17 protein-coding genes and 1 tRNA gene are annotated in these 21,046 nt (G+C 61.7%); 11 read left to right on the top strand and 7 right to left on the bottom strand.

Annotation, left to right across the window (positions count from 1 at the left end; translation table 11 throughout):
* Positions 1-279 precede the first annotated feature (279 nt).
* The 3 genes from ACZ445_RS01400 to ACZ445_RS01410 form a co-directional block, all read right to left on the bottom strand.
* Positions 280-570 carry a type II toxin-antitoxin system RelE/ParE family toxin gene (locus ACZ445_RS01400; protein WP_310863162.1) on the bottom strand — a complete coding sequence of 97 codons (291 nt, stop codon included), beginning with the start codon at positions 568-570 and terminating at the stop codon, positions 280-282.
* The gene (locus tag ACZ445_RS01405; protein ID WP_310863163.1) at positions 533-799 is read right to left on the bottom strand and encodes a CopG family ribbon-helix-helix protein; all 267 of its coding nucleotides are present in this window, start codon (positions 797-799) and stop codon (positions 533-535) included. Before ACZ445_RS01405 ends, ACZ445_RS01400 begins: the two co-directional genes overlap by 38 nt.
* A 187-nt stretch (positions 800-986) precedes the next feature.
* Positions 987-1,062: transfer RNA gene (locus ACZ445_RS01410), tRNA-Thr, on the bottom strand.
* A gap of 184 nt (positions 1,063-1,246) precedes the next feature.
* Between ACZ445_RS01410 and ACZ445_RS01415 the strand changes: the two genes are divergently transcribed.
* On the top strand, positions 1,247-1,654 hold the full coding sequence (locus tag ACZ445_RS01415) for a hypothetical protein (RefSeq protein ID WP_310863209.1): 408 nt from the start codon (positions 1,247-1,249) through the stop codon (positions 1,652-1,654).
* A 54-nt stretch (positions 1,655-1,708) separates the two neighbouring features.
* Here the strand turns inward: ACZ445_RS01415 and ACZ445_RS01420 are convergent, their stop codons facing one another.
* The gene (locus tag ACZ445_RS01420) at positions 1,709-1,933 is read right to left on the bottom strand and encodes a DUF2790 domain-containing protein (protein WP_058426315.1); all 225 of its coding nucleotides are present in this window, start codon (positions 1,931-1,933) and stop codon (positions 1,709-1,711) included.
* Between the two features lie 587 nt (positions 1,934-2,520).
* Between ACZ445_RS01420 and bcsQ (ACZ445_RS01425) the strand changes: the two genes are divergently transcribed.
* The 10 genes from bcsQ (ACZ445_RS01425) to bcsQ (ACZ445_RS01470) all read left to right on the top strand — a co-directional run bounded on the left by bcsQ (ACZ445_RS01425) (position 2,521) and on the right by bcsQ (ACZ445_RS01470) (position 18,138).
* A complete protein-coding gene (gene bcsQ, locus ACZ445_RS01425; RefSeq protein WP_235594988.1) occupies positions 2,521-3,555 on the top strand; it encodes a cellulose biosynthesis protein BcsQ in 1,035 nt (344 codons plus the stop codon).
* The gene (gene bcsA, locus ACZ445_RS01430; RefSeq protein ID WP_464704678.1) at positions 3,552-5,771 is read left to right on the top strand and encodes a UDP-forming cellulose synthase catalytic subunit; all 2,220 of its coding nucleotides are present in this window, start codon (positions 3,552-3,554) and stop codon (positions 5,769-5,771) included. Before bcsQ (ACZ445_RS01425) ends, bcsA begins: the two co-directional genes overlap by 4 nt.
* A complete protein-coding gene (gene bcsB / locus ACZ445_RS01435) occupies positions 5,768-8,041 on the top strand; it encodes a cellulose biosynthesis cyclic di-GMP-binding regulatory protein BcsB (RefSeq protein WP_464707933.1) in 2,274 nt (757 codons plus the stop codon). The genes bcsA and bcsB overlap by 4 nt, the downstream gene beginning before the upstream one ends.
* Positions 8,038-9,234 carry a cellulose synthase complex periplasmic endoglucanase BcsZ gene (gene bcsZ / locus ACZ445_RS01440; RefSeq protein WP_464704679.1) on the top strand — a complete coding sequence of 399 codons (1,197 nt, stop codon included), beginning with the start codon at positions 8,038-8,040 and terminating at the stop codon, positions 9,232-9,234. The genes bcsB and bcsZ overlap by 4 nt, the downstream gene beginning before the upstream one ends.
* A complete protein-coding gene (locus ACZ445_RS01445) occupies positions 9,216-13,112 on the top strand; it encodes a cellulose biosynthesis protein BcsC (protein WP_464707934.1) in 3,897 nt (1,298 codons plus the stop codon). Before bcsZ ends, ACZ445_RS01445 begins: the two co-directional genes overlap by 19 nt.
* 16 nt (positions 13,113-13,128) lie before the next feature.
* The gene (locus ACZ445_RS01450; RefSeq protein WP_058426320.1) at positions 13,129-13,791 is read left to right on the top strand and encodes an SGNH/GDSL hydrolase family protein; all 663 of its coding nucleotides are present in this window, start codon (positions 13,129-13,131) and stop codon (positions 13,789-13,791) included.
* The gene (locus ACZ445_RS01455) at positions 13,791-14,456 is read left to right on the top strand and encodes an alginate O-acetyltransferase AlgF (RefSeq protein WP_058426321.1); all 666 of its coding nucleotides are present in this window, start codon (positions 13,791-13,793) and stop codon (positions 14,454-14,456) included. The genes ACZ445_RS01450 and ACZ445_RS01455 overlap by 1 nt, the downstream gene beginning before the upstream one ends.
* Before the next feature lie 17 nt (positions 14,457-14,473).
* Positions 14,474-15,889 (top strand): MBOAT family O-acyltransferase, encoded by a 1,416-nt coding sequence (locus tag ACZ445_RS01460; protein WP_058426322.1) that lies wholly within the window; start codon positions 14,474-14,476, stop codon positions 15,887-15,889.
* A gap of 12 nt (positions 15,890-15,901) precedes the next feature.
* A complete protein-coding gene (locus ACZ445_RS01465) occupies positions 15,902-17,026 on the top strand; it encodes an alginate O-acetyltransferase AlgX-related protein (protein WP_464707936.1) in 1,125 nt (374 codons plus the stop codon).
* Positions 17,027-17,202: 176 nt separating this feature from the next.
* Positions 17,203-18,138 (top strand): cellulose biosynthesis protein BcsQ, encoded by a 936-nt coding sequence (gene bcsQ / locus ACZ445_RS01470; RefSeq protein WP_464707937.1) that lies wholly within the window; start codon positions 17,203-17,205, stop codon positions 18,136-18,138.
* Positions 18,139-18,380: 242 nt separating this feature from the next.
* Here bcsQ (ACZ445_RS01470) and ACZ445_RS01475 read toward each other — a convergent pair whose 3' ends face one another.
* Genes ACZ445_RS01475 through ACZ445_RS01485 form a run of 3 tightly spaced genes read right to left on the bottom strand, consistent with a single transcriptional unit; the run spans position 18,381 to position 20,972 of the window.
* Complete coding sequence (locus tag ACZ445_RS01475) at positions 18,381-19,568, bottom strand: methyltransferase (protein WP_058426325.1); 1,188 nt, start codon at positions 19,566-19,568, stop codon at positions 18,381-18,383.
* Entirely contained in the window at positions 19,549-20,238 is a 690-nt protein-coding gene (locus ACZ445_RS01480; protein WP_310863290.1) for an ABC transporter permease, read from the bottom strand. The genes ACZ445_RS01475 and ACZ445_RS01480 overlap by 20 nt, the downstream gene beginning before the upstream one ends.
* A gap of 38 nt (positions 20,239-20,276) precedes the next feature.
* The gene (locus ACZ445_RS01485) at positions 20,277-20,972 is read right to left on the bottom strand and encodes an ABC transporter permease (protein WP_058426326.1); all 696 of its coding nucleotides are present in this window, start codon (positions 20,970-20,972) and stop codon (positions 20,277-20,279) included.
* Positions 20,973-21,046 lie beyond the last annotated feature (74 nt).

Here is a 21,046-nt window from a genome sequence, read left to right on the forward strand (position 1 = left end):
TGGGTTTCAGGTGGTGTGAGAAAGGCACTTGGCGTTCGCGGCAAGTGCCTTTTTTGTTGGAGGTCAGATGGGGCTTTATAGGGCGCGATAACGAACCATCAGGCGAATGTCGAGAGCAGCGAGATGCTTGAAGATGGGATTGAAATAGGCTGTGGCCCCGTCAAAAAGTACAAAACACCCTGTGGCGAGCGCTTTGCTTGAAAAGACCGGGACTGCTCCGAAGCTCCCTCGCCACAAGTTGAACCGCACTACGGCGAGGGCGGACCTTTTCTGTGGGGGTCACCAATCCTCCCGACGCTCCGAATGTTGGTGAAGAATACGGAAGACCATCACACGATCACCTTGCAGGCTGTAAGTCGCTCGGTACGGATAGGTGGTGATAATCAGCTCGCGACAATCGGGCACTGAAGATGCCTTCCCCGCATTAGGAAAGCGCTCCAGCATTTCCAGGCAGTTGAGGATGTGGAAGACAGCCGATTCTCCCAATTCCGGCCCGACTAACCCTTGGTAATGCTCGTAGATTCCATCCAGGTCACTTTCCGCTTTGCTGCTTAACGCGATCTTCGGCACGTTTTACCCACTTAGCCTTTACGGCATCCAGATCTGTGACATTGCCGGCCTCAGCATCAGCGATGCCCTCCTGCACGGCTTTGAAATGCCAGGATTCATCAGCCACGTATCGGCTCAACGCGCGTTGCAGATGGTATTGACGATCTCGGTCAGTCGCGTGTGCCAGTTGATCCAACTCGCTGGCAAGTTCAGGCTTTACGCGGAAAGACAGAACGGGAGAGGCTGCCATAAGGTTGCTCCAGACATTTTCTGTATACGTTGTGTACACGGTATGCAAACGTTAGGCTTCGGCCGTTAGCCGGTCAAGAGCGGTTTGTCGGGCCAGGGAATGATGGAGGGTTTTCAAGCGGACGACTGGGATCAAATGTCCCAGAAACAACAAAGCCCTCACATTTCTGTGAGGGCTTCGTCTTATATGGTGCCGGCACCAGGAGTCGAACCCGGGACCTACTGATTACAAGTCAGTTGCTCTACCAACTGAGCTATACCGGCGTGTTAGGGCGACGATTATAGCGATTGGCAAGGTTCTGTAAACCCCTGAATTCTGACTATTTTTGCAGACCCCACGCTTTTTCCACGCACGCCCCTTTTTCCAGCTGGCGAGTGTAGGATTTCTCCCCTGCCACCGAAGGGTCTACCCTGGCAAAAATCTTCTCCAAACCCAAGGAAGCCCCACGTGAAACGGATTCTCTCCCTGTCTCTCATCCTCCTCACCGCTGCGCTCGGCGCGTGCTCGTCCAACAAACCCGCCAACGACCCGGCGCTGGTGGGCACCTGGAAAGGCCTGCGCACCGAGACCGGTAAGTGCCAGTTCCTGTCGTGGACCAACACTCTCAAGCCCGACGGGCGTTTTGTGATTACCTTCTACCGCGATGCGCAGCAGACCAAGGTGATCCAGACCGAGCAGGGTTCGTGGTCGGCGGCCAATGGCAGGAATGAGTTGCGTACCGACGGTGTGCGTTCGCCGGATGTGTACACCTATAAGCTGCTGGACGCAGACACGGTGCATTACGTGAGTGTGGCGTCGGACCCGACCAGCGATTGCCAGGATGACTACGCGTTCACCGAGCGTCGTGTGCGCTAAGCCTTCAGAAAACGCTCCGAAACCGGGCACTCAGGTGCCCGGTTCGCGCAAATCTCAACTGCCTTCTGCGCAGTTATCTGCAAACTTCTTGTAGTCCAATACCTGTTGCTGCCCGTGGGAATCCAGGTAGGTCATGTGTGCATTCACGATCCCACACGCTCCGTTTGTGTCTTCGACAGTGGTCAGCACGCGCTGGATATCCAGCTTGGGCTGTACATCGGCGTGGGCGTTGACGGCAAAAGCCAGCAGGCTGACGGCGATCAAGGTGTTCCAGTTCATGGTGGGTATCCTCCGGGTTCAACAAGTGGGTGTGGGCTTATTGAGCGCCCTGGAGGTATCTGCACTGTGTCATGCGGCGCGGGTTTTGCTTCGTTGTGTAGCGAAACCGTGACTACGTACAAAGCGATACATCGGCCGTGGCCTCTTGGGGCATTTGGATCGACCGCTCAGCCGGTTTTCCCTTGAATACAGGTGCGGTTTCCGTATTCTGTGCCGCGATATAAACCGTCAGTTTAATCGCGGTTTCGTGTAGGCAAATTTTCGAGACAATGTAGGGCAACTGAATATCTGTTGATGCATATGTCAGTTTTGTGTCGATTTTGTCCATTCGGCCAAGATTTTTTGTGAAATAACGATGCAAGTACATGTTCTTAAAACGAATGGGTTTTTCTTCATAAAATCGCCGTAAAAATGGCGCCACACCGTTCGTCTGATTAAATTGAACTTAAAACATCAAAATACTGACACCATCATTGTGATATCACAGAATGCGTCCGACACCACATAACTAGAAAAAACCAGGTCAGCTCATTGCTGGCCTTTTTATCGCCTTTATAAAGCGCAAATCAGGTGGGGAGGGGCAGTGAGTGAGTCGGGCAGATGACATTTCAAAGCTATTCAACAAGCTCGGTGCCAACCCGAGTGGCTATCGTGAGATCGACTTTGTCCATGAGTTCATCGAGGACGAAGTCGAGGTCCTGGAAGCCCCCGCAGTCACTCCAGCCCCGCTTGAGATCGAAGCCCCCTCGGCGCCTCTGCTGCGCTTGCTGGAGGAACTGAGCCAAGGCGAAGCCGACCACCTGCAGCCGCCCGAAGTGGTGGAAGGGCGGGACGGCCAGGTGTACTCCGAGCAATCCAACCCTAAAGTCGTGGTGTTGGTCTCGGTCAAGGGCGGCGTCGGTCGCAGTACCCTCGCGGCTGCGCTTGCCAGTGGCTTGCAGCGCATGGGTCGCCCGGCGCTGGCCCTGGACCTGGACCCGCAAAACGCCCTGCGCCACCACCTGTGCCTGGGGCTCGACATGCCCGGCGTCGGCGCTACCAGCTTGCGCAACGAAGGCTGGGAAGCCCTGCCCGAACGTGGTTTTGCCGGTTGCCGGCTGGTGGCATTCGGTGCCACTGACCACGAGCAACAGCTGAGCTTGAATCGCTGGTTGGGCCAGGACAGCGAGTGGCTCGGCAAGCGCCTGTCCGGCCTCAAGTTGAATGGCCAGGACACCGTGATCATCGACGTCCCCGCCGGCAACACCGTCTACCTCAGCCAGGCCATGTCGGTCGCCGACGCTGTGCTGGTGGTGGTACAGCCAGACGTGGCCTCGTTCAGCACGCTCGACCAGATGGACAGCCTGCTGGCGCCGTACCTCCAGCGCGCCAAACCGCCACAACGCTTCTACGTGATCAACCAGCTGGACGGTGCCCACCGCTTCAGCCTGGACATGGCCGAGGTGTTCAAAACCCGCCTGGGTGCTGCGCTGTTGGGGACGGTCCACCGCGACCCCACGTTCAGCGAAGCCCAGGCCTACGGGCGTGATCCCCTCGACCCAACCGTCAACAGTATCGGCAGCCAGGACGTCCACGCCCTGTGCCGCACCTTGCTCGAACGCATCGACTCGGACCTTCCATGACCGACACTACGTCCTCCACGCCCTTCGTCGAAGGGCGCGCCGAACAGCGCCTCAATGGCGCTATCGCGCGCTTCAACCGGTGGCCTGCGGCGCTGCGTACGGTACTGGTTGTCGCCAGTTGCGTGCTCGGTGCCCTGCTGTTGATGGGCATTATCAGTGCGCCGCTCGATCTCTACAGCCAATGCCTGTTCGCGGGCGTGTGCTTCCTCGCGGTACTGGTGTTGCGCAAGATCCCGGGGCGCCTGGCGATCCTCGCGTTGGTGGTGCTGTCGCTGGTGGCGTCGTTGCGCTACATGTTCTGGCGCCTCACCTCCACCCTCGGCTTTGAAACCTGGGTCGACATGTTCTTTGGCTACGGCCTGGTCGCGGCCGAGTTCTACGCCATGGTCGTACTCATCTTCGGCTACGTGCAAACCGCCTGGCCGCTGCGCCGCACGCCGGTGTGGCTCAAGACCGAGCCGGAGGAATGGCCGACGGTCGACGTGTTCATCCCCACCTACAACGAAGCGCTGAGCATCGTAAAACTGACCATCTTTGCCGCGCAGGCGATGGACTGGCCCAAGGACAAGCTGCGCGTCCACGTGCTCGATGACGGCCGCCGCGATGAGTTCCGCGACTTCTGCCGCAAGGTCGGGGTGAACTACATTCGTCGCGACAACAACTTCCACGCCAAGGCCGGTAACCTCAACGAAGCGTTGAAAGTCACCGATGGCGAATACATCGCGCTGTTCGACGCCGACCACGTGCCGACGCGTTCCTTCCTGCAAGTGAGCCTGGGCTGGTTCCTCAAGGACCCGAAGCTGGCGATGCTGCAAACGCCGCACTTCTTCTTTTCGCCGGACCCGTTCGAAAAGAACCTCGACACCTTCCGCGCCGTGCCCAACGAGGGTGAGCTGTTTTACGGCCTGGTGCAGGACGGCAACGACCTGTGGAACGCCACGTTTTTCTGCGGCTCCTGCGCCGTCATCCGCCGTGAGCCGCTGCTGGAAATCGGCGGCGTGGCCATCGAGACGGTGACCGAAGACGCCCACACCGCGCTCAAGCTCAACCGCTTGGGTTACAACACCGCCTACCTGGCCATCCCGCAAGCCGCGGGCCTGGCCACCGAAAGCCTGTCGCGCCACATCAACCAGCGGATTCGGTGGGCGCGGGGCATGGCGCAGATTTTCCGCACCGACAACCCGTTGCTCGGCAAAGGCCTGAAGTGGGGCCAGCGCATCTGCTACGCCAACGCCATGCTGCACTTCTTTTATGGTTTGCCGCGCCTGGTGTTCCTCACTGCGCCGCTGGCCTACCTGGTGTTCGGCGCCGAGATTTTCCACGCCTCGGCGCTGATGATCGTCGCCTACGTGCTGCCGCACCTGGTGCACTCCAGCCTGACCAACTCACGGATCCAGGGGCGTTTCCGTCACTCGTTCTGGAACGAGGTGTACGAGACCGTACTGGCCTGGTACATCCTGCCGCCGGTGCTGGTCGCGCTGGTCAACCCCAAGGCCGGTGGCTTCAACGTCACCGACAAGGGCGGCATCATCGACAAGCAGTTCTTCGACTGGAAGCTGGCGCGCCCGTATCTTGTGCTGCTGCTGGTGAACCTGGTGGGCCTGGGCTTTGGTGTGCATCAACTGGTGTACGGCGAGGAAAGCACCGCCGTCACAGTCGCCATCAACATGACCTGGACCCTCTACAACCTGATCATCACCAGCGCCGCCGTGGCGGTGGCCTCCGAGACGCGCCAAGTGCGTTCCGAGCCGCGTGTGAGTGCGAAGCTGCCGGTGAGTATTATTTGTTCCGACGGTCGTGTGCTTCACGGGATCACCCAGGACTTCTCGCAGAACGGTTTCGGCCTGATCCTCGATGATGGTCACTCCATCACCCAAGGTGAACGGGTGAAGCTGGTGCTGTCGCGCAACGGTCAGGACAACCTGTTCCAGGCGCGGGTGGCGTTCAGCAAAGGTACACAGATTGGTGCGCAGTTCGAGTCATTGACCCTGCGCGAGCAAAGCGAACTGGTGCGCCTGACGTTCTCACGTGCCGACACCTGGGCCGCCAGTTGGGGCGCCGGCCAGCCGGACACACCGCTGGCCGCCTTGCGTGAAGTCGGCGGTATCGGCATCGGCGGTCTGTTCACGCTGTGCCGCGCCACCCTGCATGAATTACGTATGGCCCTGCGCCGCACGCCCTCACAACCGCTTGATACGTTGATGGACAAGCCATGACCTCCACCCCTTTTTTCGCGCGCGCTCATTCGCGCGCCGCACATGCGTTGCTGATCGCTTCGCTGCTTGGCCTGAGCCCACTGCTGCAAGCGGCCGACAAGGCAGTGATTACTCCTGCTGCCGTGCAAGGTGCCGAGAACGGCTACAGCCTGACGCTCAAGCAACTGGGGCGTCGCGACAGCATGAACCTGCAGGGTGTGGAGTCATCTGACAGCGTCAACTTCGACATCCGTGCTGACCAGGTCGTGACGGGCGCCCAACTGTTGCTCAACTACAGCTATTCGCCGGCGCTGCTGGCGGAGTTGTCGCAGATCAACGTGCTGGTCAACGACGAAGTCGCCGCCAGCCTGCCGTTGCCAAAGGAAGGCGCCGGCACCCCGCAACAGGCCGTCGTGCAGATTGCGCCGCACCTGATCACCGAGTTCAACCGCCTGCGGTTGCAGTTCATCGGTCACTACACCATGTCCTGCGAGGACCCGCTGCACAGCAGCCTCTGGGCAAAAATCAGCAATACCAGCGAGCTGAAAGTGCAGGTCTCGCCGATCCTGTTGAAAGACGATCTGTCGGTGCTGCCGCTGCCGTTCTTCGATAAGCGTGATGCGCGCCAGCTCAACCTGCCGTTCGTGTTCGCAACCGCTCCGGATAACGCCACGCTGGAAGCAGCGGCGACGCTGTCGTCATGGTTCGGTGCAATGGCCAGCTACCGTGGCGCTACATTCCCTACGGCCTACGGCACGATCCCGGCCAAGGGCAACGCCATTGTGCTGGTGCTCAGCCCGAATGCGGTCGACGTCAATGGCGTGAAAGTGGCGCAAGCCAGCGGGCCGACCCTGAGCCTGATCGCCAACCCGAACGACCCCCAGGGCAAGTTGCTGATCGTGTCGGGTCGCGACGGCGCCGAACTCAAGCGCGCAGCCACGGCGGTGGCGCTGGGCAACCCGGTACTTGCCGGCAACAGCGTGGTCATCGACAAACTCGAAAGCCTGGCTCCGCGCCGTCCCTATGACGCGCCGAACTGGGTGCCCAGTGATCGCCCGGTACGTCTGGGCGAACTGGTCGAGCTGAAAAAGCTCAGCGTCGCGGGCTACAACCCTGGCCCGATCAGTGTCGACTTCCGCCTGCCGCCCGACCTGTTCAACTGGCGTGAAGAAGGCGTGCCGCTGCACCTCAAGTACCGCTACACGCCGCAGCAAGTGTCGACCAATTCGTCATTGCTGGTGGGGCTGGATGACCAGTTCATGAAGTCCATGCCACTGCCGTCGATCACCAGCCTGGCAGACGGCAAGACCCTGTTGAGCATGATGCAGAAAGACAACACGCTGCCGCGCGAAGCCACCGTGTTGCTGCCGATCAGCTCGGCGTCGCCTATGTCCAAGCTGCAGCTGCGCTTTATGTACGACTACATCAAGGAAGGCGAATGCCGCGACATCATCGTCGATAACATGCGCGGTACCATCGACCCGGATTCGAGCCTGGACATCAGTGGTTACCAGCACTTCATCGCCATGCCGAACCTGGGCGTGTTCAATGATGCCGGTTTCCCGTTCACCCGCCTGGCCGACCTGTCCGAATCGGCCGTGGTGTTGCCTGACACCTTTGGCACCGACGAGTTGACTGCCTACTTGACCATCCTGGGCCGCTTCGGCGAGTCCACCGGTTACCCGGCGACCGCCGTCAAAGTGGTGCAAGCCAAGGACGTGCAAAGTGTGGCTGACAAAGACCTGCTGGTGATCGCCACCGGTGCCGACCAGCCCTTGTTCAAGCAATGGCAGCAGTACCTGCCGGCGACGGTCGATGGCCCGCAGCAGCACTTCAAACTGTCGGACCTGCCGCGCTACGTCAGCAACTGGGTCAGCCCGGACGCCGAAGCCAACAAGCACGCGGCCAACGCCGCCATCAGCTTCAACAGCTTGAGCACCAGCACCTGGTTTGCCGGTTTCGAGTCGCCGCTCAAGGTCGGGCGCAGTGTGGTGCTGATCTCCAGTTCCAGGCCCGAAGGCCTGCAGGCCGCAACCGCTGTGCTGATTGGCGGCGATCAATATAAAGAAACCATCCAGGGCAGCCTGGCGGTGGTGCAGGGCACGCAGGTCAGCTCACTGGTGGCTGACCAGCAGTACTACGTCGGCAAACTGGGCTGGTTCAAGTCGGTGCAGTGGCAACTGTCGCAAAACCTGGGTTGGATGTTGTTGTTCACCTTCCTGGGCCTGGCGATTGTCACCTGCCTGATCTACCTGTCCTTGCGTGCCCGTGCAAAACGGCGGTTGGCATGATGCGTCCAGCCGCTTGGGCCTGGGTGGGCGCCGCGATGTTCGCGGGGGCAGCCCAGGCCCAGACGTGTGATGCGCAATGGCCGCTGTGGCAGAACTACGCCACGCGCTTTGTGCAGGATGACGGGCGAGTGCTGAACTCGTCCCTGAACCCCAGCGAAAGCAATTCCGAAGGCCAGTCCTACGCCATGTTCTTTGCCTTGGTCGGCAACGATCGTGCACGCTTCGACAAGCTGTGGACGTGGACCAAGTCCAACATGGCCGGCAATGACATCAACCACAACTTGTTCGCCTGGCTGTGGGGCAAGAACAAAGATGGCCAGTGGGGTGTGATCGATGCCAACTCCGCCAGCGATGCCGATCTGTGGATCGCCTATGCGTTGCTCGAAGCTGCGCGCATCTGGAATGTGCCGCAGTACCGTGCCGACGCACAGTTGGTGCTGGCCAATGTGGAAAAGACCCTGATCGTACGTGTACCGGGCCTGGGCAAGATGCTGTTGCCGGGGCCTGTGGGCTATTCGTATCCGGGTGGTTTGTGGCGCTTCAATCCCAGCTATCAAGTGTTGGCGCAATTGCGCCGCTTCCACAAAGAGCGCCCGAACGGCGGCTGGAATGATGTGGCCGACAGCAATGCGAAGATGCTGGCCGACCCCCAAAGCAACCCTCATGGCTTTGCCGCCAACTGGGTGGGCTACCGCGCCACCAGCGCCAATACCGGCGTGTTTGTGGTTGACCCCTACTCTGACGATCTGGGCAGTTACGACGCTATCCGCACCTACCTGTGGGCCGGGATGACGGCGAAGAGCGACCCCCTCGCCGCGCCGATGCTCAAGGCGTTGGGTGGGTTGTCACGGGCGACGGCTGCGTCGGTCAATGGCCTGCCGCCGGAGAAGGTCCATGTGCTCACCGGCGAAGTCGAGAAGAACAATGGTTACTCGCCGCTGGGGTTCTCGGCGTCGGCCATGGTGTTCTTCCAGGCACGGGGCGAGACCGCGCTTGCGCAACTGCAAAAGCACAAGCTCGACGACGTGTTGGGCAAGGCGATGGCCCCCGACGCGCCCGATGCCGCGCAGCCGGTTTATTACGACTACATGCTTAGCCTGTTCGGCAAAGGTTTTGCCGATCAAAAGTACCGTTTCGAGCAAGACGGTACGGTCACATTATTCTGGGAGGGCGCATGCGCCGCCACACGCTAGCCCTTGCGATATTGGCCACCCTGGCGTCCAGCGCCAGCCTGGCTGCAACCAGCGACCCACAAGCCTTGCTGATCGAGCAGGGTAACTATTGGCAGTCGAAGAAAAACCCCGAGCGCGCCCTGGAAAGCTGGCAGAAACTGCTCAGCCTGAGTCCCGAGCAGCCGGACGCGCTGTACGGTATCGGCCTGATCCAGGTGCAACAGCAGCACCCGGAAGAGGCACAGAAATACCTGGCCCGCCTGCGTGCAATTTCGCCCCTGCCGCGCCAGGCCTTGCAGCTTGAACAAGACATTGCCGTCAACACCCCCACTAACGCCAAGTTGCTGGAGCAAGCCCGTGAACTCGGTGAGCCGCTTGAAGAGCGCGAAAAAGCCGTGGCGCTGTACCGCCAGATTTTCCAGGGGCGCCAGCCTCAGGGCCTGATCGCGCGTGAGTATTACAACGCCTTGGCGTTCACTCCCAAGGGCACGGCCGAAGGGACCGCCGGCCTGCAACGTGTTACGCGTGAGCGCCCGAATGATTCGATCGCCGCACTGTTCCTGGCCCGACACTTGGCGCGTAACCCGGCCACCCGCGTCGAAGGTATTCGTGCGATGGAGCGCCTGTCGACCGACAACGACGTGGGCGGCGCCGCCGATGAGGGCTGGCGTTTTGCACTGTTGTGGCTCGGTGCACCGAACCGTGACCAGGTGCCGTTGTTCCAGCAGTTCCTGGCCAAGCATCCGGATGACACTGAGATCCGTGCGCTGATGAACAAAGGCATTGCCCAGAGCAAGGGCGATGGCGGCTGGCAGCGTGATCCCAAGTTGGTCAAAGCGTTCAAGGCGCTGGACGAGGGTGACCTGAAAACCGCCGAGCCGCTGTTGGCGGCGCGCCTCGCGGAAAAGCCCAACGATGTCGATGCCCTCGGTGGCATGGGCGTGGTGCGCCAACAGCAGCAGCGCTTCAGCGAGGCGGAGCATTACCTCGGGCAAGCCACACGCCTGCCTGGCGGTGCTGCCTGGCAAAAGGCGCTGAGCGAAGTGCGCTACTGGAGCCTGCTCAACCAGGCACGCGACGCGCAGACTGCCGGCCGCAGCAGCCAAGCCCTTGACCTGGCGGCCCAAGCCGAGCGCTTGAACCCGAGTCGTGCCGACGCCACCGTGGCCCTGGCCGGCTTCCAGGCCCAGGACAATCAGTTCGACGCCGCCGAAGCCACGTATCGCAAAGTGCTGGCGCGCAACCCTGGCGACCCGGATGCCTTGAATGGCCTGATCGGTGTGCTGTCCCAATCGGGTCGCCCGGACGAAGCGTTGAAGCTGATCGATTCGGTGTCGCCGGCTGACCGTGCCAAGTTTTCCTCGACGGCCAAGATCAAAGCCATGCGCGCCACCCAGTTGGGCAAGTTGGCTGATCAGCGCGGCGACTTGAAAGCCGCGCAGGCGGCGTATCAGCAAGCGCTTGACGCAGACCCGGAAAACCCCTGGACACGTTTCGCCCTTGCGCGGGTCTACCTGCGCGATGGTCAGATCCGCAACGCCCGCGCCTTGATCGATGGCCTGCTCAAAAGCCAGCCCAACCAGCCGGATGCGCTGTACACCAGCACCTTGCTGTCGGTTGAGCTGGGCGAGTGGAAGGCGGCCGATGCCACCTTGTCACGCATTCCGGTCGGCCAGCGCACCGCGGATATGAACGAGCTGGCGAGCGATATCGCCCTGCACAAACAGACGGACATTGCTGTCGAAACCGCGCGCCGGGGTCAGCGTCCCGAGGCCTTGGCCTTGCTCGGTCGCAGTGCGGCGTTGGCCGGTAAAAAGCCGGAACGCCTGGCGGTGCTGGCGTCTGCCTATGTCGATGTGGGAGCACCGGAAGAAGGCCTGCAGATCATGCAAGGCGTGCTGGAAAAGACCCCGAACCCGACCGCCGACCAAAAGCTGCTCTACGCCAGCGTATTGCTCAAGGCCAATCACTACACCGAAGCCGGCGATATCCTGCGTGCCTTGCAGGGCCAAGCCCTGAGCGACGCCGGACGCCAGCGCTACGAAGACCTGATCTTTCAATACCGGGTCAAGCAAGCCGACGCATTGCGTGAGAAGAACGACTTGGTGGCGGCGTACGACATGCTCTCGCCAGCCCTGGCCCAGCGACCTAACGACACCTCGGCCATTGGTGCACTGGCGCGCATGTACGCTGCGGGCGGCGATGGCAAAAAAGCCATGGACCTCTACCGGCCGCTGGTCCAGCAAAACCCGGGTAACGCTCAGTTGCAACTGGGCCTGGCGGACATCGCCTTGAAGGGGGGCGACCGTGGCCTGGCGCAATCGGCTGCCGACAAGGCATTGACCCTGGAACCTACCAGTGCCGAAGTGCTGACGTCGGCTGCGGGGATCTACCGTGGCCTGGGTCGCAATAACGAAGCCACTGAATTGCTGCGTCGCGCGCTGGCCATCGAAAACACCCAGCGTGCCCAGGCGCGCTCGGCCCTGGCAGACGCCCAGGGCGTAGCCTACAACCCCTTCGTCGGCTTGCCTGGCCAGCGTCGGCAGATTACCGACCTGGCGGTGGATCGCGGCACCGTGCCGCCGCCCATCGATGCGCCGGCCAATGTGATGCCGGCGCCGGTCGCCGCCACTGTTCCGGCAAACGCCATGGCAAGCAACGGCTACGCGCCGTCGAACAGCTTGAGTGATCCGTTTGTGCCGCCAACGCGGATTGCCGCGCTGGACAACCCGACCTTGAGCCCTGCGCAACGGGCCCTCGATTCCATGCTGCGCGACCGTAGCGGTTACCTGGTCCAGGGCCTGAGCGTGCGCAGCAACAACGGTGAAAGTGGCTTGAGCAAAATCACCCAAGTGGACACGCCGTTCGAAGCGCGCATGCCGGTGGGCGACATGAATGTGGCGTTGCGTGTGACGCCGGTGAGCTTGAGTTCGGGGACGGTCAAAGCCATTTCGGCCGCACGTTTTGGCGCCGGTGCAGGCGAGGACAAGGCCAAGCGAGAAAACGGAGTCGGCCTGGCCGTTGCTGTCGAAGATCCGGCACAAGGCGTCAAGGCTGACATCGGCGTCAGCCCACTGGGCTTTACCTACAACACGGTGGTCGGTGGCGCGAGTGTGAATCGACCGTTCACCGAAGGCGGCAACCTGCGCTATGGCGTCAACGTCTCTCGGCGCCCGGTGACCGATAGCGTCACCTCGTTTGCCGGTTCCAAAGCCAGGATCACTGACGCCGATGGCGAAGTCCACACGGACAAGTGGGGCGGCGTCACCGCCAACGGCGGGCGTGCCGAATTGAGCTACGACGACCAGGAGGTCGGTGCCTACGGCTATGCGTCTTTGCACAAGTTGCTGGGTAACAATGTCGAAGACAACACCCGCATGGAGTTAGGCAGTGGCGTCTACTGGTACCTGCGCAACACGCCGACCGACACCCTCACACTGGGCGTCAGCGGCATGGCCATGGGCTTCAAGGACAACCAGGGTTTCTATACCTACGGCAACGGCGGCTATTTCAGCCCGCAACGTTTCTTCTCCCTGGCCGTACCGGTGCGTTGGGCACAGAGCTTCGACCGTTTCAGCTATGAGGTGAAAAGTTCGGTGGGCGTGCAGCATATCGCGCAAGATGGCGCCGATTATTTCCCGACGGAAAAGGACCTGCAGGAAGCGTTTGAAAACCCGAAATACAAGAGCAGCAGTAAAACCGGCATCGGCTACAGCCTCAACGCGGCTGCCGAATACCGCCTCAGCTCGCGCTTTTACCTGGGTGGCGAAGTCGGTGTCGACAACGCCCAGGATTATCGCCAGTACGTCGGCAACGCGTACCTGCGCTACCTGTTTGAAGACCTGAGCGGGCCTATGCCGCTGCCGGTCAGCCCTTACCGTTCCCCGTATTCGAATTGATTGATAGGAGTCATCCATGCCTGTTTCCGCAATTGCCGGCCTGACCCTGCTGGTACTCGGCGAAAGCCACCTGAGCTTCCCGGACCATTTGCTCGATCCGCTGCAAGCCAACCTGACGGCGCAAGGCGCCAAGGTCCACACCATCGGCGCCTGCGGTGCCGGCGCGGCCGATTGGATCGTGCCGAAGAAAGTCGACTGCGGCGCCGAAAACCTGCCGGGCGCCAAGCCACAGGTGTTCGGCAAGAACGCCATGAGCACCACGCCGGTCAAGGACCTGATCGCCAAAGACAAACCCGACCTCGTGGTGATCGTCATTGGCGACACCATGGCCTCCTACCCGGACCCGCAGTTTCCGAAAGTCTGGGCCTGGAAAAGCGTGACGTCGCTGACCAAAGCCATCAGCGAAACCGGCACCAAATGCGTATGGGTCGGCCCGGCCTGGGGCAAGGTCGGCAGCCTGTACAAGAAGGATGATGCGCGCACCAAGCTGATGTCGTCGTTCCTGGCGACCAACGTGGCGCCGTGCACCTACATCGACTCGCTGACCTTCTCCAAGCCAGGCGAGTGGATCACCACCGACGGCCAGCACTTCACCATCGACGGCTACCAGAAGTGGGCCAAGGCCATCGGCGGCGCGCTGTCGGCATTGCCGGCTGATGCTGTGAAGGGAGCCAAGTGATGAAGCGCATTTGCCTGGGCCTGGCGACCTTGCTCGCCAGCGTCAGCGCTTACAGCGCCGACATCCCGTTGTACCCCACCGGGCCGGAAAAAGACTCGGCGTTCCTGCGCTTTGCCAACGGCACCAGCAGCGAGTTGAAGCTGGTGGCCGAAGGGTCCAAGGCCAGCCTGGTGCTGGGTGGCGACAAGCGGGTCTCCGACTACCTGCCCGTGTCGGGTGGCAGCGCGCCGATCAAAGGCGTGTTGAGCCAGGACGGCAAAAACGCTGATCTGGCTGTCACTGTCGCCCCAGGCGAGTTCGCTACGGTGATCGCCGTCGCCGATGCCAAAGGCGGTATTCGCCAACTGGTGATTCACGAGCAACCGGACGACTTCAACGCGCTGAAAGCCTCGCTGGCCTTCGTCAATGCCGACGCCGCGTGTGCCGACGCCAGCCTGGAAGCCGTGGCGCAAAAGGCCGAGCTGTTCAAGAACGCCGCCGAAGGTTCGGTGCAGCGTCGCATGATCAACCCGGTGGAACTGTCGGTGCAGCTCAAGTGCGCCGGTGCGCCCACCGGTCAACCGTTGACCTTCGCCCTCAAGGCCGGCGAGCGCTACAGCGTGCTGGCATTGCCAGCGGCTGGCGGTACCCGGTTGTTGTTCGCGCCTGACACGCTCGCTAACTGATCAGGCCCGACACCACCATGGTCTTTGCCTCACTCGAATTCCTCACGCTGTTCCTGCCGGCCTTCCTGTTGATCTACGCGCTGGCTCGTCCGAGCTGGCGCAACGTCATCCTGTTGATCGGCAGCTGGTTGTTCTACGGCTGGTTGAGCCCGTTGTTCCTGTTCCTGCACATGGTGTTGACCGTGGTGGCATGGGTCGGCGGCTTGCTGGTGGACCGCTCCCGTGAGGACGGCAAAGGCCGGGTGCGCCTGTTGATCGCGTTGATCGTGTTCAACACGGCGGTGCTGTGTTGGTACAAGTACGCCAACATCGTCGCCGGCACGGTGAGCGAGGTGATCACCTGGTACGGTGCGATGCCGCTGGACTGGCAGCGTGTGGCCTTGCCGGCCGGCTTGTCGTTCATCGTGTTGCAGGCGATTTCCTATCTGGTGGATGTGCACCGGCATACGGTGCCGGTGGAGCGCAGCTTCATCAACTACGCCACCTATATCTCGATGTTCGGCCACTCGATTGCCGGCCCGATCATCCGTTACGACTGGGTTCGCCGCGAGCTGAACCAGCGCTATTTCAACTGGACGAATTTCTCCCTCGGCGCGCGGCGCTTCATGATCGGCATGGGCATGAAAGTGCTGGTGGCCGACACCTTGTCGCCGCTGGTGGACATCGCCTTCCACCTGGAAAACCCCAGCCTGGTGGACGCCTGGATCGGTTGCCTGGCGTATTCGCTGCAACTGTTTTTCGACTTTGCCGGCTACAGCGCCATGGCCATCGGCCTGGGCTTGATGCTGGGCTTCCACTTCCCGGAAAACTTCAATCGGCCGTACCTGGCCAGCAGTATTCAGGATTTCTGGCGGCGCTGGCACTTGTCGTTGTCCAGCTGGTTGCGCGACTACCTGTACATCGCCCTGGGTGGGAACCGCGACGGCGTGTGGCGCACCTATCGCAACCTGTTCCTGACCATGGCGATTGCCGGGTTGTGGCACGGCGGTGACAGCTGGAACTACCTGCTGTGGGGTTCCGCTCATGGCGTGGCGTTGTGTGTCGACCGGGCCTGGTCGCGGTCGAGCCTGCCGAGCATCCCGCCGGTGTTGTCGCACATCCTGACCTTGCTGTTTGTGTGCCTGGCCTGGACCTTGTTCCGTGCGCCGGACTTCCATTCGGCACTGACCATGTACGCCGGCCAGTTCGGCCTGCACGGCATGGCCTTGGGTGACGCGATGGCCGTGGCCATGCGCCCGGCCCATGGCATGGCGGCGTTGCTGGGCCTGGTGTGCATCATCGCGCCGATCTGGCAGGTGCGTTGCGAACAGCGCTTCGGCACCCAGCCGTGGTTTGTGCTGGCGGCTTCGCTGTGGCCGGTGGCCGGGTTTGTGTTGTCGTTCGCGCTGATCGCCAGCCGCGACGCCGTACCGTTTCTGTACTTTCAGTTCTAAGGACGCCCGACCATGCCTGCTCCTACTGCGCCGACGCCTCCGAGTGAACTGGCCGTCCGTACCAGCCCCCTGGCGGCCTGGGTGCTGGTGCCCTTCTTGGCGGCGGGGCTGCTGTCCTGCGCCTGGTTGATGGTGAAGGGCCCGATCAGCTTTGTGCCGGCCAAGGTCGACAGCGACATGCTGCTGCACGGCGACCTGACCCACCGTTTCGCCAAGGAACTGGCCAAGGCGCCGATGGCGATCCAGGCCGCCAACCTGGAGCGCGGCGGCAGCTGGCTGGCGTTCGGTGACACCGGGCCGCGGGTACGTCAGGGTTGCCCGGGCTGGCTGTTTATCAGCGACGAGCTGCGCATCAACCGGCATGCCGAAGCCAATGCCCAGACCAAGGCTCAGGCGGTGATCGACCTGCAAAAACAACTGGGCCAAAAAGGCATCGACCTGCAAGTGGTGGTGGTGCCGGACAAGAGCCGCATCGCCGCCGCCCAACGCTGCGGCCTATATCGCCCGGCGGTACTCGACGGCCGTATTCGGGACTGGACCAAACAGTTGCAGACGGCCGGCGTTTCCGCGCTGGACCTGAGCGATACCTTGAAACCCTTGGGCGCCGAAGCCTACTTGCGCACCGACACCCACTGGAGCGAAATCGGTTCCAACGCCGGCGCACAGGCGCTCGCGCAGCGCATCCAGCAGCGTGGCATCAAGGCCACGCCGGAGCAGACGTTCGATATCACCCAGGCGCCCCTCGCCATACGCCCGGGTGACTTGGTGCGCCTGGCCGGTCTGGATTGGTTGCCGCCCAAGTTGCAGCCGCCAGGGGAGTCGGTCGCGGCCAGCAGCGCCCATGAAACCGGCGGTGCGACCAGCAACGCCGACGACCTGTTTGGCGACGCCGGCCTGCCCAATGTGGCGTTGATCGGCACCTCGTTTTCGCGCAATTCCAACTTTGTCGGCTTCCTGCAAAAAGCCCTGAATGCGCCGGTCGGCAATTTCAGCAAGGACGGGGGCGAGTTCTCGGGGGCGGCCAAGGCCTATTTCGAAAGCCCGGCCTTCAAGCAAACACCGCCCAAGTTGTTGATTTGGGAGATTCCGGAGCGGGATCTGCAAACACCCTACGATGCGATCACGCTTGGTCAGTAATTTGACGATTTGCCGTTTGTCTAAAAAATATACAACTTTCTCATCAAAATAATGACACTTTTGCGCGCCTGAAGCAGACTGCTTGCACTAGGGCGACCACAAAAAGACCTGCGGTAAGCAGTCGTACCAGCTGACCTTTTCACGTCTTTGGGCTTCGCCGTGATGAGGAATCCGCTATGAGCTTTACTGATGGTCTGCTTGTGTTGCTTGGAAAAGATGTCAGCCGTGACGTTCAGGGGTTGAATGCGCGGCTGCATTTTTTTGGCAGCATCCCGGTGGATGACGGCACCCCGTTCCCTCCGCAAACCCCCAGTGCGAATGCGCAGTCCCAGCCGGTGGATAAGGCTGTGCGGCGTGCGTGCGTGGTGGCATTGGTGTCGGTCAATGGTGGAGTGGGGCGCAGTACCCTGGCCACCGCGTTGAGCAGCGGCCTGCAGCGCCTGGGTGAATCAGTGGTCGCCGTCGACCTGGACCCGCAGAACGCGCTGCGCATGCACTTCGGCGTCAGTCCGGGTTCGCCGGGTATCGGCCCGAGCAGCCTGCGCAATGCGCACTGGGACGCTCTTCAGCAGCCCGGCTTTGTCGGCAGTCGCGTGATCACCTTTGGCGACACCGACCTGCGCCAGCAAGACGACCTGCAACGCTGGCTCAAGCATGAGCCGGATTGGCTGGCGCAACGCCTGTCCGCCTTGGACCTGAGCGCCCGTCATACCGTGATCATCGACACCCCCGCCGGTAATAACGTCTATTTCCATCAAGCCCTGAGCGTGGCCGATGTGGTGTTGGTGATCGCCCAGGCAGATGCTGCGTCCCTGGGCACCCTGGACCAACTCGACGTGCTATTGGCGCCGCACCTTGAGCGCGAGCGTGCGCCACACGTGCATTTTGTGATCAACCAACTGGATGAAGACAATGCCTTCAGCCTGGACATGGTCGAGGCTTTCAAGCAGCGCCTGGGCGCTAAAGAGCCACTGGAAGTGCACCGCGACCTGGCGATCAGCGAGGCGCTGGCGTTTGGCACCGACCCCTTGGACAGCCAGGCATTGACCTTGGCCGGGGACGATATCAATGAGCTTTGCCGGCTGTTGATAGCGCGCAGAAAACAACGGTAAAGCGCGCTTTTATACGCTTGACGCCAGATGCTTATGCACAATTGGTTGGATGCACCTGTCACCCAACAGCCATTTTGTGGAGCCGTTCTCATCACGCTGCAACTGCCTGTTTTGCGTGCGTTTTATTTTGTGAACAAAAAATGACCAGCCTGGCTTTTGGCCTGTAGCGTAGATGTCTACAGGCTCCGTAAAGAATCCATCAACAGAGTTATCCACAGGCTGCGCTGCGACAATTTTGCCCTCTAATCGCGCTCGGCAAGCACCATCAAGTTGCGCGGTGTCAGTGTGGGATCGCAGAAGGTGCCTACGTCGACCTGGTAGCCGTGCTCGCTGAGAAACAATGCCCGATCCAGCACCAGCCACAGCTCCAGCGGGCGCCGAAACAGACCACGCAGCAACTCCAGGTTCCTGACCTCGGCCAGGCGGCGCCAGCCGTGGGCCTCCAGCGCCGCCCAATCCGGTTCACCTGTGGATAACCCTTTGAGGTGCGCCAGCTCCCGGCAGTAGTCGGCGAAGGGCTTGTCCAGCCAACTGGCGGGCAGGGACGGTGTGGGCAGGTACTCGTCGAGGTTGCGCAGTTCGCGTTGCAGTTGGTCGAAACCCAGGCGCCGTGCCATGGACGTATCGCGTTGCAAGCGCACGCGTTTGCCAGCGGTGACGGTTTCGCTCAACGGCAGGCCAAGGTCATCGAGGGACAGTTGCAGGGTCGAAGCACGGCCTCGGCTGGACAATGGCTGGTAAGTGTCGGCATTGATGCGGTTGTAGCAGCATGGCGCCAGCGCCAGCTGCTTGCAGCCGGCCGCGCTGGCCAGTTGCAGCAGGCGCACATGCAGGTCGCCACAGGCGTGCAGGGCGACGGGAGTGTGTTCGGCGCGGATCGCCACATCGGCCATCACGTCTTGCAGGCGATGGGTGGCGGGCAGGCCGTGGTGATCGCTCAAGGCCTGGCCCGCCGCGATCAGTGCGGGGTCGTATTCCAGGCAGGTCAGGGCTTGATCGGCTTGCACCAGCCGGCGGCCCAGGTGGCCCTTGCCTGAACACCAGTCCAGCCAGTGTGTGGGGGCTTGCGCAAACTGCAGCGCACTGCCGAAAGCTTCAATCTGTTGCCACTTGCGACCTGGAACGTCGACATTCAGGCGATGGCGAGCGGGAGCCAGGGGCTGCGTCGGCAACTTATCCACAGCACTGAGTGCGCGAGCTTGGGCGGCGAGCTGCGCAAACGGCGCCGGTGCCGGCAGGTCATGGGGGTGGTTGTGACAGGTTTCGGCGTCGTCCAACGAGCGTTGCCGCAGCCACTGGGCGAGTTCGGGGTGCTGGGTTTCCCAGGGCAAGTGCAGATGAGTAAAGGGCCGTGGCTTCCACAGCCCTTGGTGCTCGATCAGGAACGCATCCAGCGCCTGGAAGCGTGCCTCAACGTCCTTGACAGGCATCGACGCGCAGCCAGCGTTCCAGCAGTTTGAAGGCGCGTACCAGCACATAGGCCATCAACAGGTAGAACAGGCCCGCAGCGAAGAAGATCTCTACCGGCAAGTAGGTACGGGCAATGATGGTCCGCGCCATGCCGGTCAATTCCAGCAGGGTCACGGTACTGGCCAGGGCGCTGGCCTTGAGCATCAGGATCACTTCGTTGCTGTACGCCGGCAGGCCGATGCGCGAGGCACGCGGCAGGATGATGTAGAACAGCGTCTTCGGCTTGGACATACCCAGCGCACGTGCGGCTTCGATCTCGCCGGGCGGGATGGCCAGGATCGCGCCGCGCAGGATCTCGGCGATATAGGCGGCGGTGTGCAGGGTCATGGTGGCGGTGGCGCACCAGAACGGATCGCGCAGGTAGGGCCACATGAAGCTCTCGCGCACCGTGTCGAACTGCGCCAGGCCGTAGTAGACCAGGAACAACTGCACCAGCAACGGCGTGCCACGGAAGAAGAATATGTAGGCGTAGGGCAGGGCGCTGACGTACCAGCGGCGTGAGGACCGGGCGATACCCAGCGGGATCGCCAGCAACAGGCCGGCGATCACCGCAATGGCGACCAGCTCCAGGGTCAGGATGGCGCCCTGGGCCAGCTTGGGCAGCCACTTGATGATCACGGCCCAGTTCAGGCCCAAGTCGAAATGCGCCAGCCAGCTGTAGTCGCCGCTCATTGGGTGCTCCTTGCAAAGCCGCGGGCGGCGCGTTTTTCCAGGAAGTGCATGCCGGTCATGGCCAGCACGGTGAGGCCCAGGTACATGAACGCGGCGACCATGAAGAAGGTGAAGGGCTGCTTGGTGACGGTCACGCCGATCTGCGCATGGCGCATGATTTCTTCCAGGCCGATCACCGATACGAGGGCGGTGTCCTTCATCAGGATCATGAACAGGTTGCCCAGGCCCGGCAGCGCGATGCGCCACATCTGCGGCATGATCAGCCGGGTGAAGATCCGCAACTTCGACATCCCCAAGGCGACACCGGCTTCACGGTGGCCCTTGGGAATGGCGAGGATCGCGCCACGGAATACTTCCGTCGCGTAGGCGCCAAAGCACAGGCCCAGGGCGATGACCCCGGCGGCAAAGGCGCTGAGGGAAAGGTCGGGGTTGCCGAAGAACTCACCGAGGGCACGCATCAGGTTGACCGTGCCGAAGTAAATCAGCAGCACCCACAGCAATTCGGGAATGCCACGCACGATGGTCGAATACGCACCACCCACCCACTGCAGCGGCTTGTACGGCGAAGTCTTGGCCAAGGCCCCGGCAAGGCCGAGCACCAGCCCCAGGCACAGAGCCGTGAGCGCCAGTTTGACGGTCATCAGCGCGCCGGCGGCAAGCGCCGGGCCGAATCCGTAGAGATCGAAATTCATGGTGTTTTCATATCGCGGCAGGCATTGCAAAAAGCCGACGCGCTCAACTGAGCGCGCCGGGCATACCGTTCAGA

Source organism: Pseudomonas allii (genome assembly GCF_055380095.1).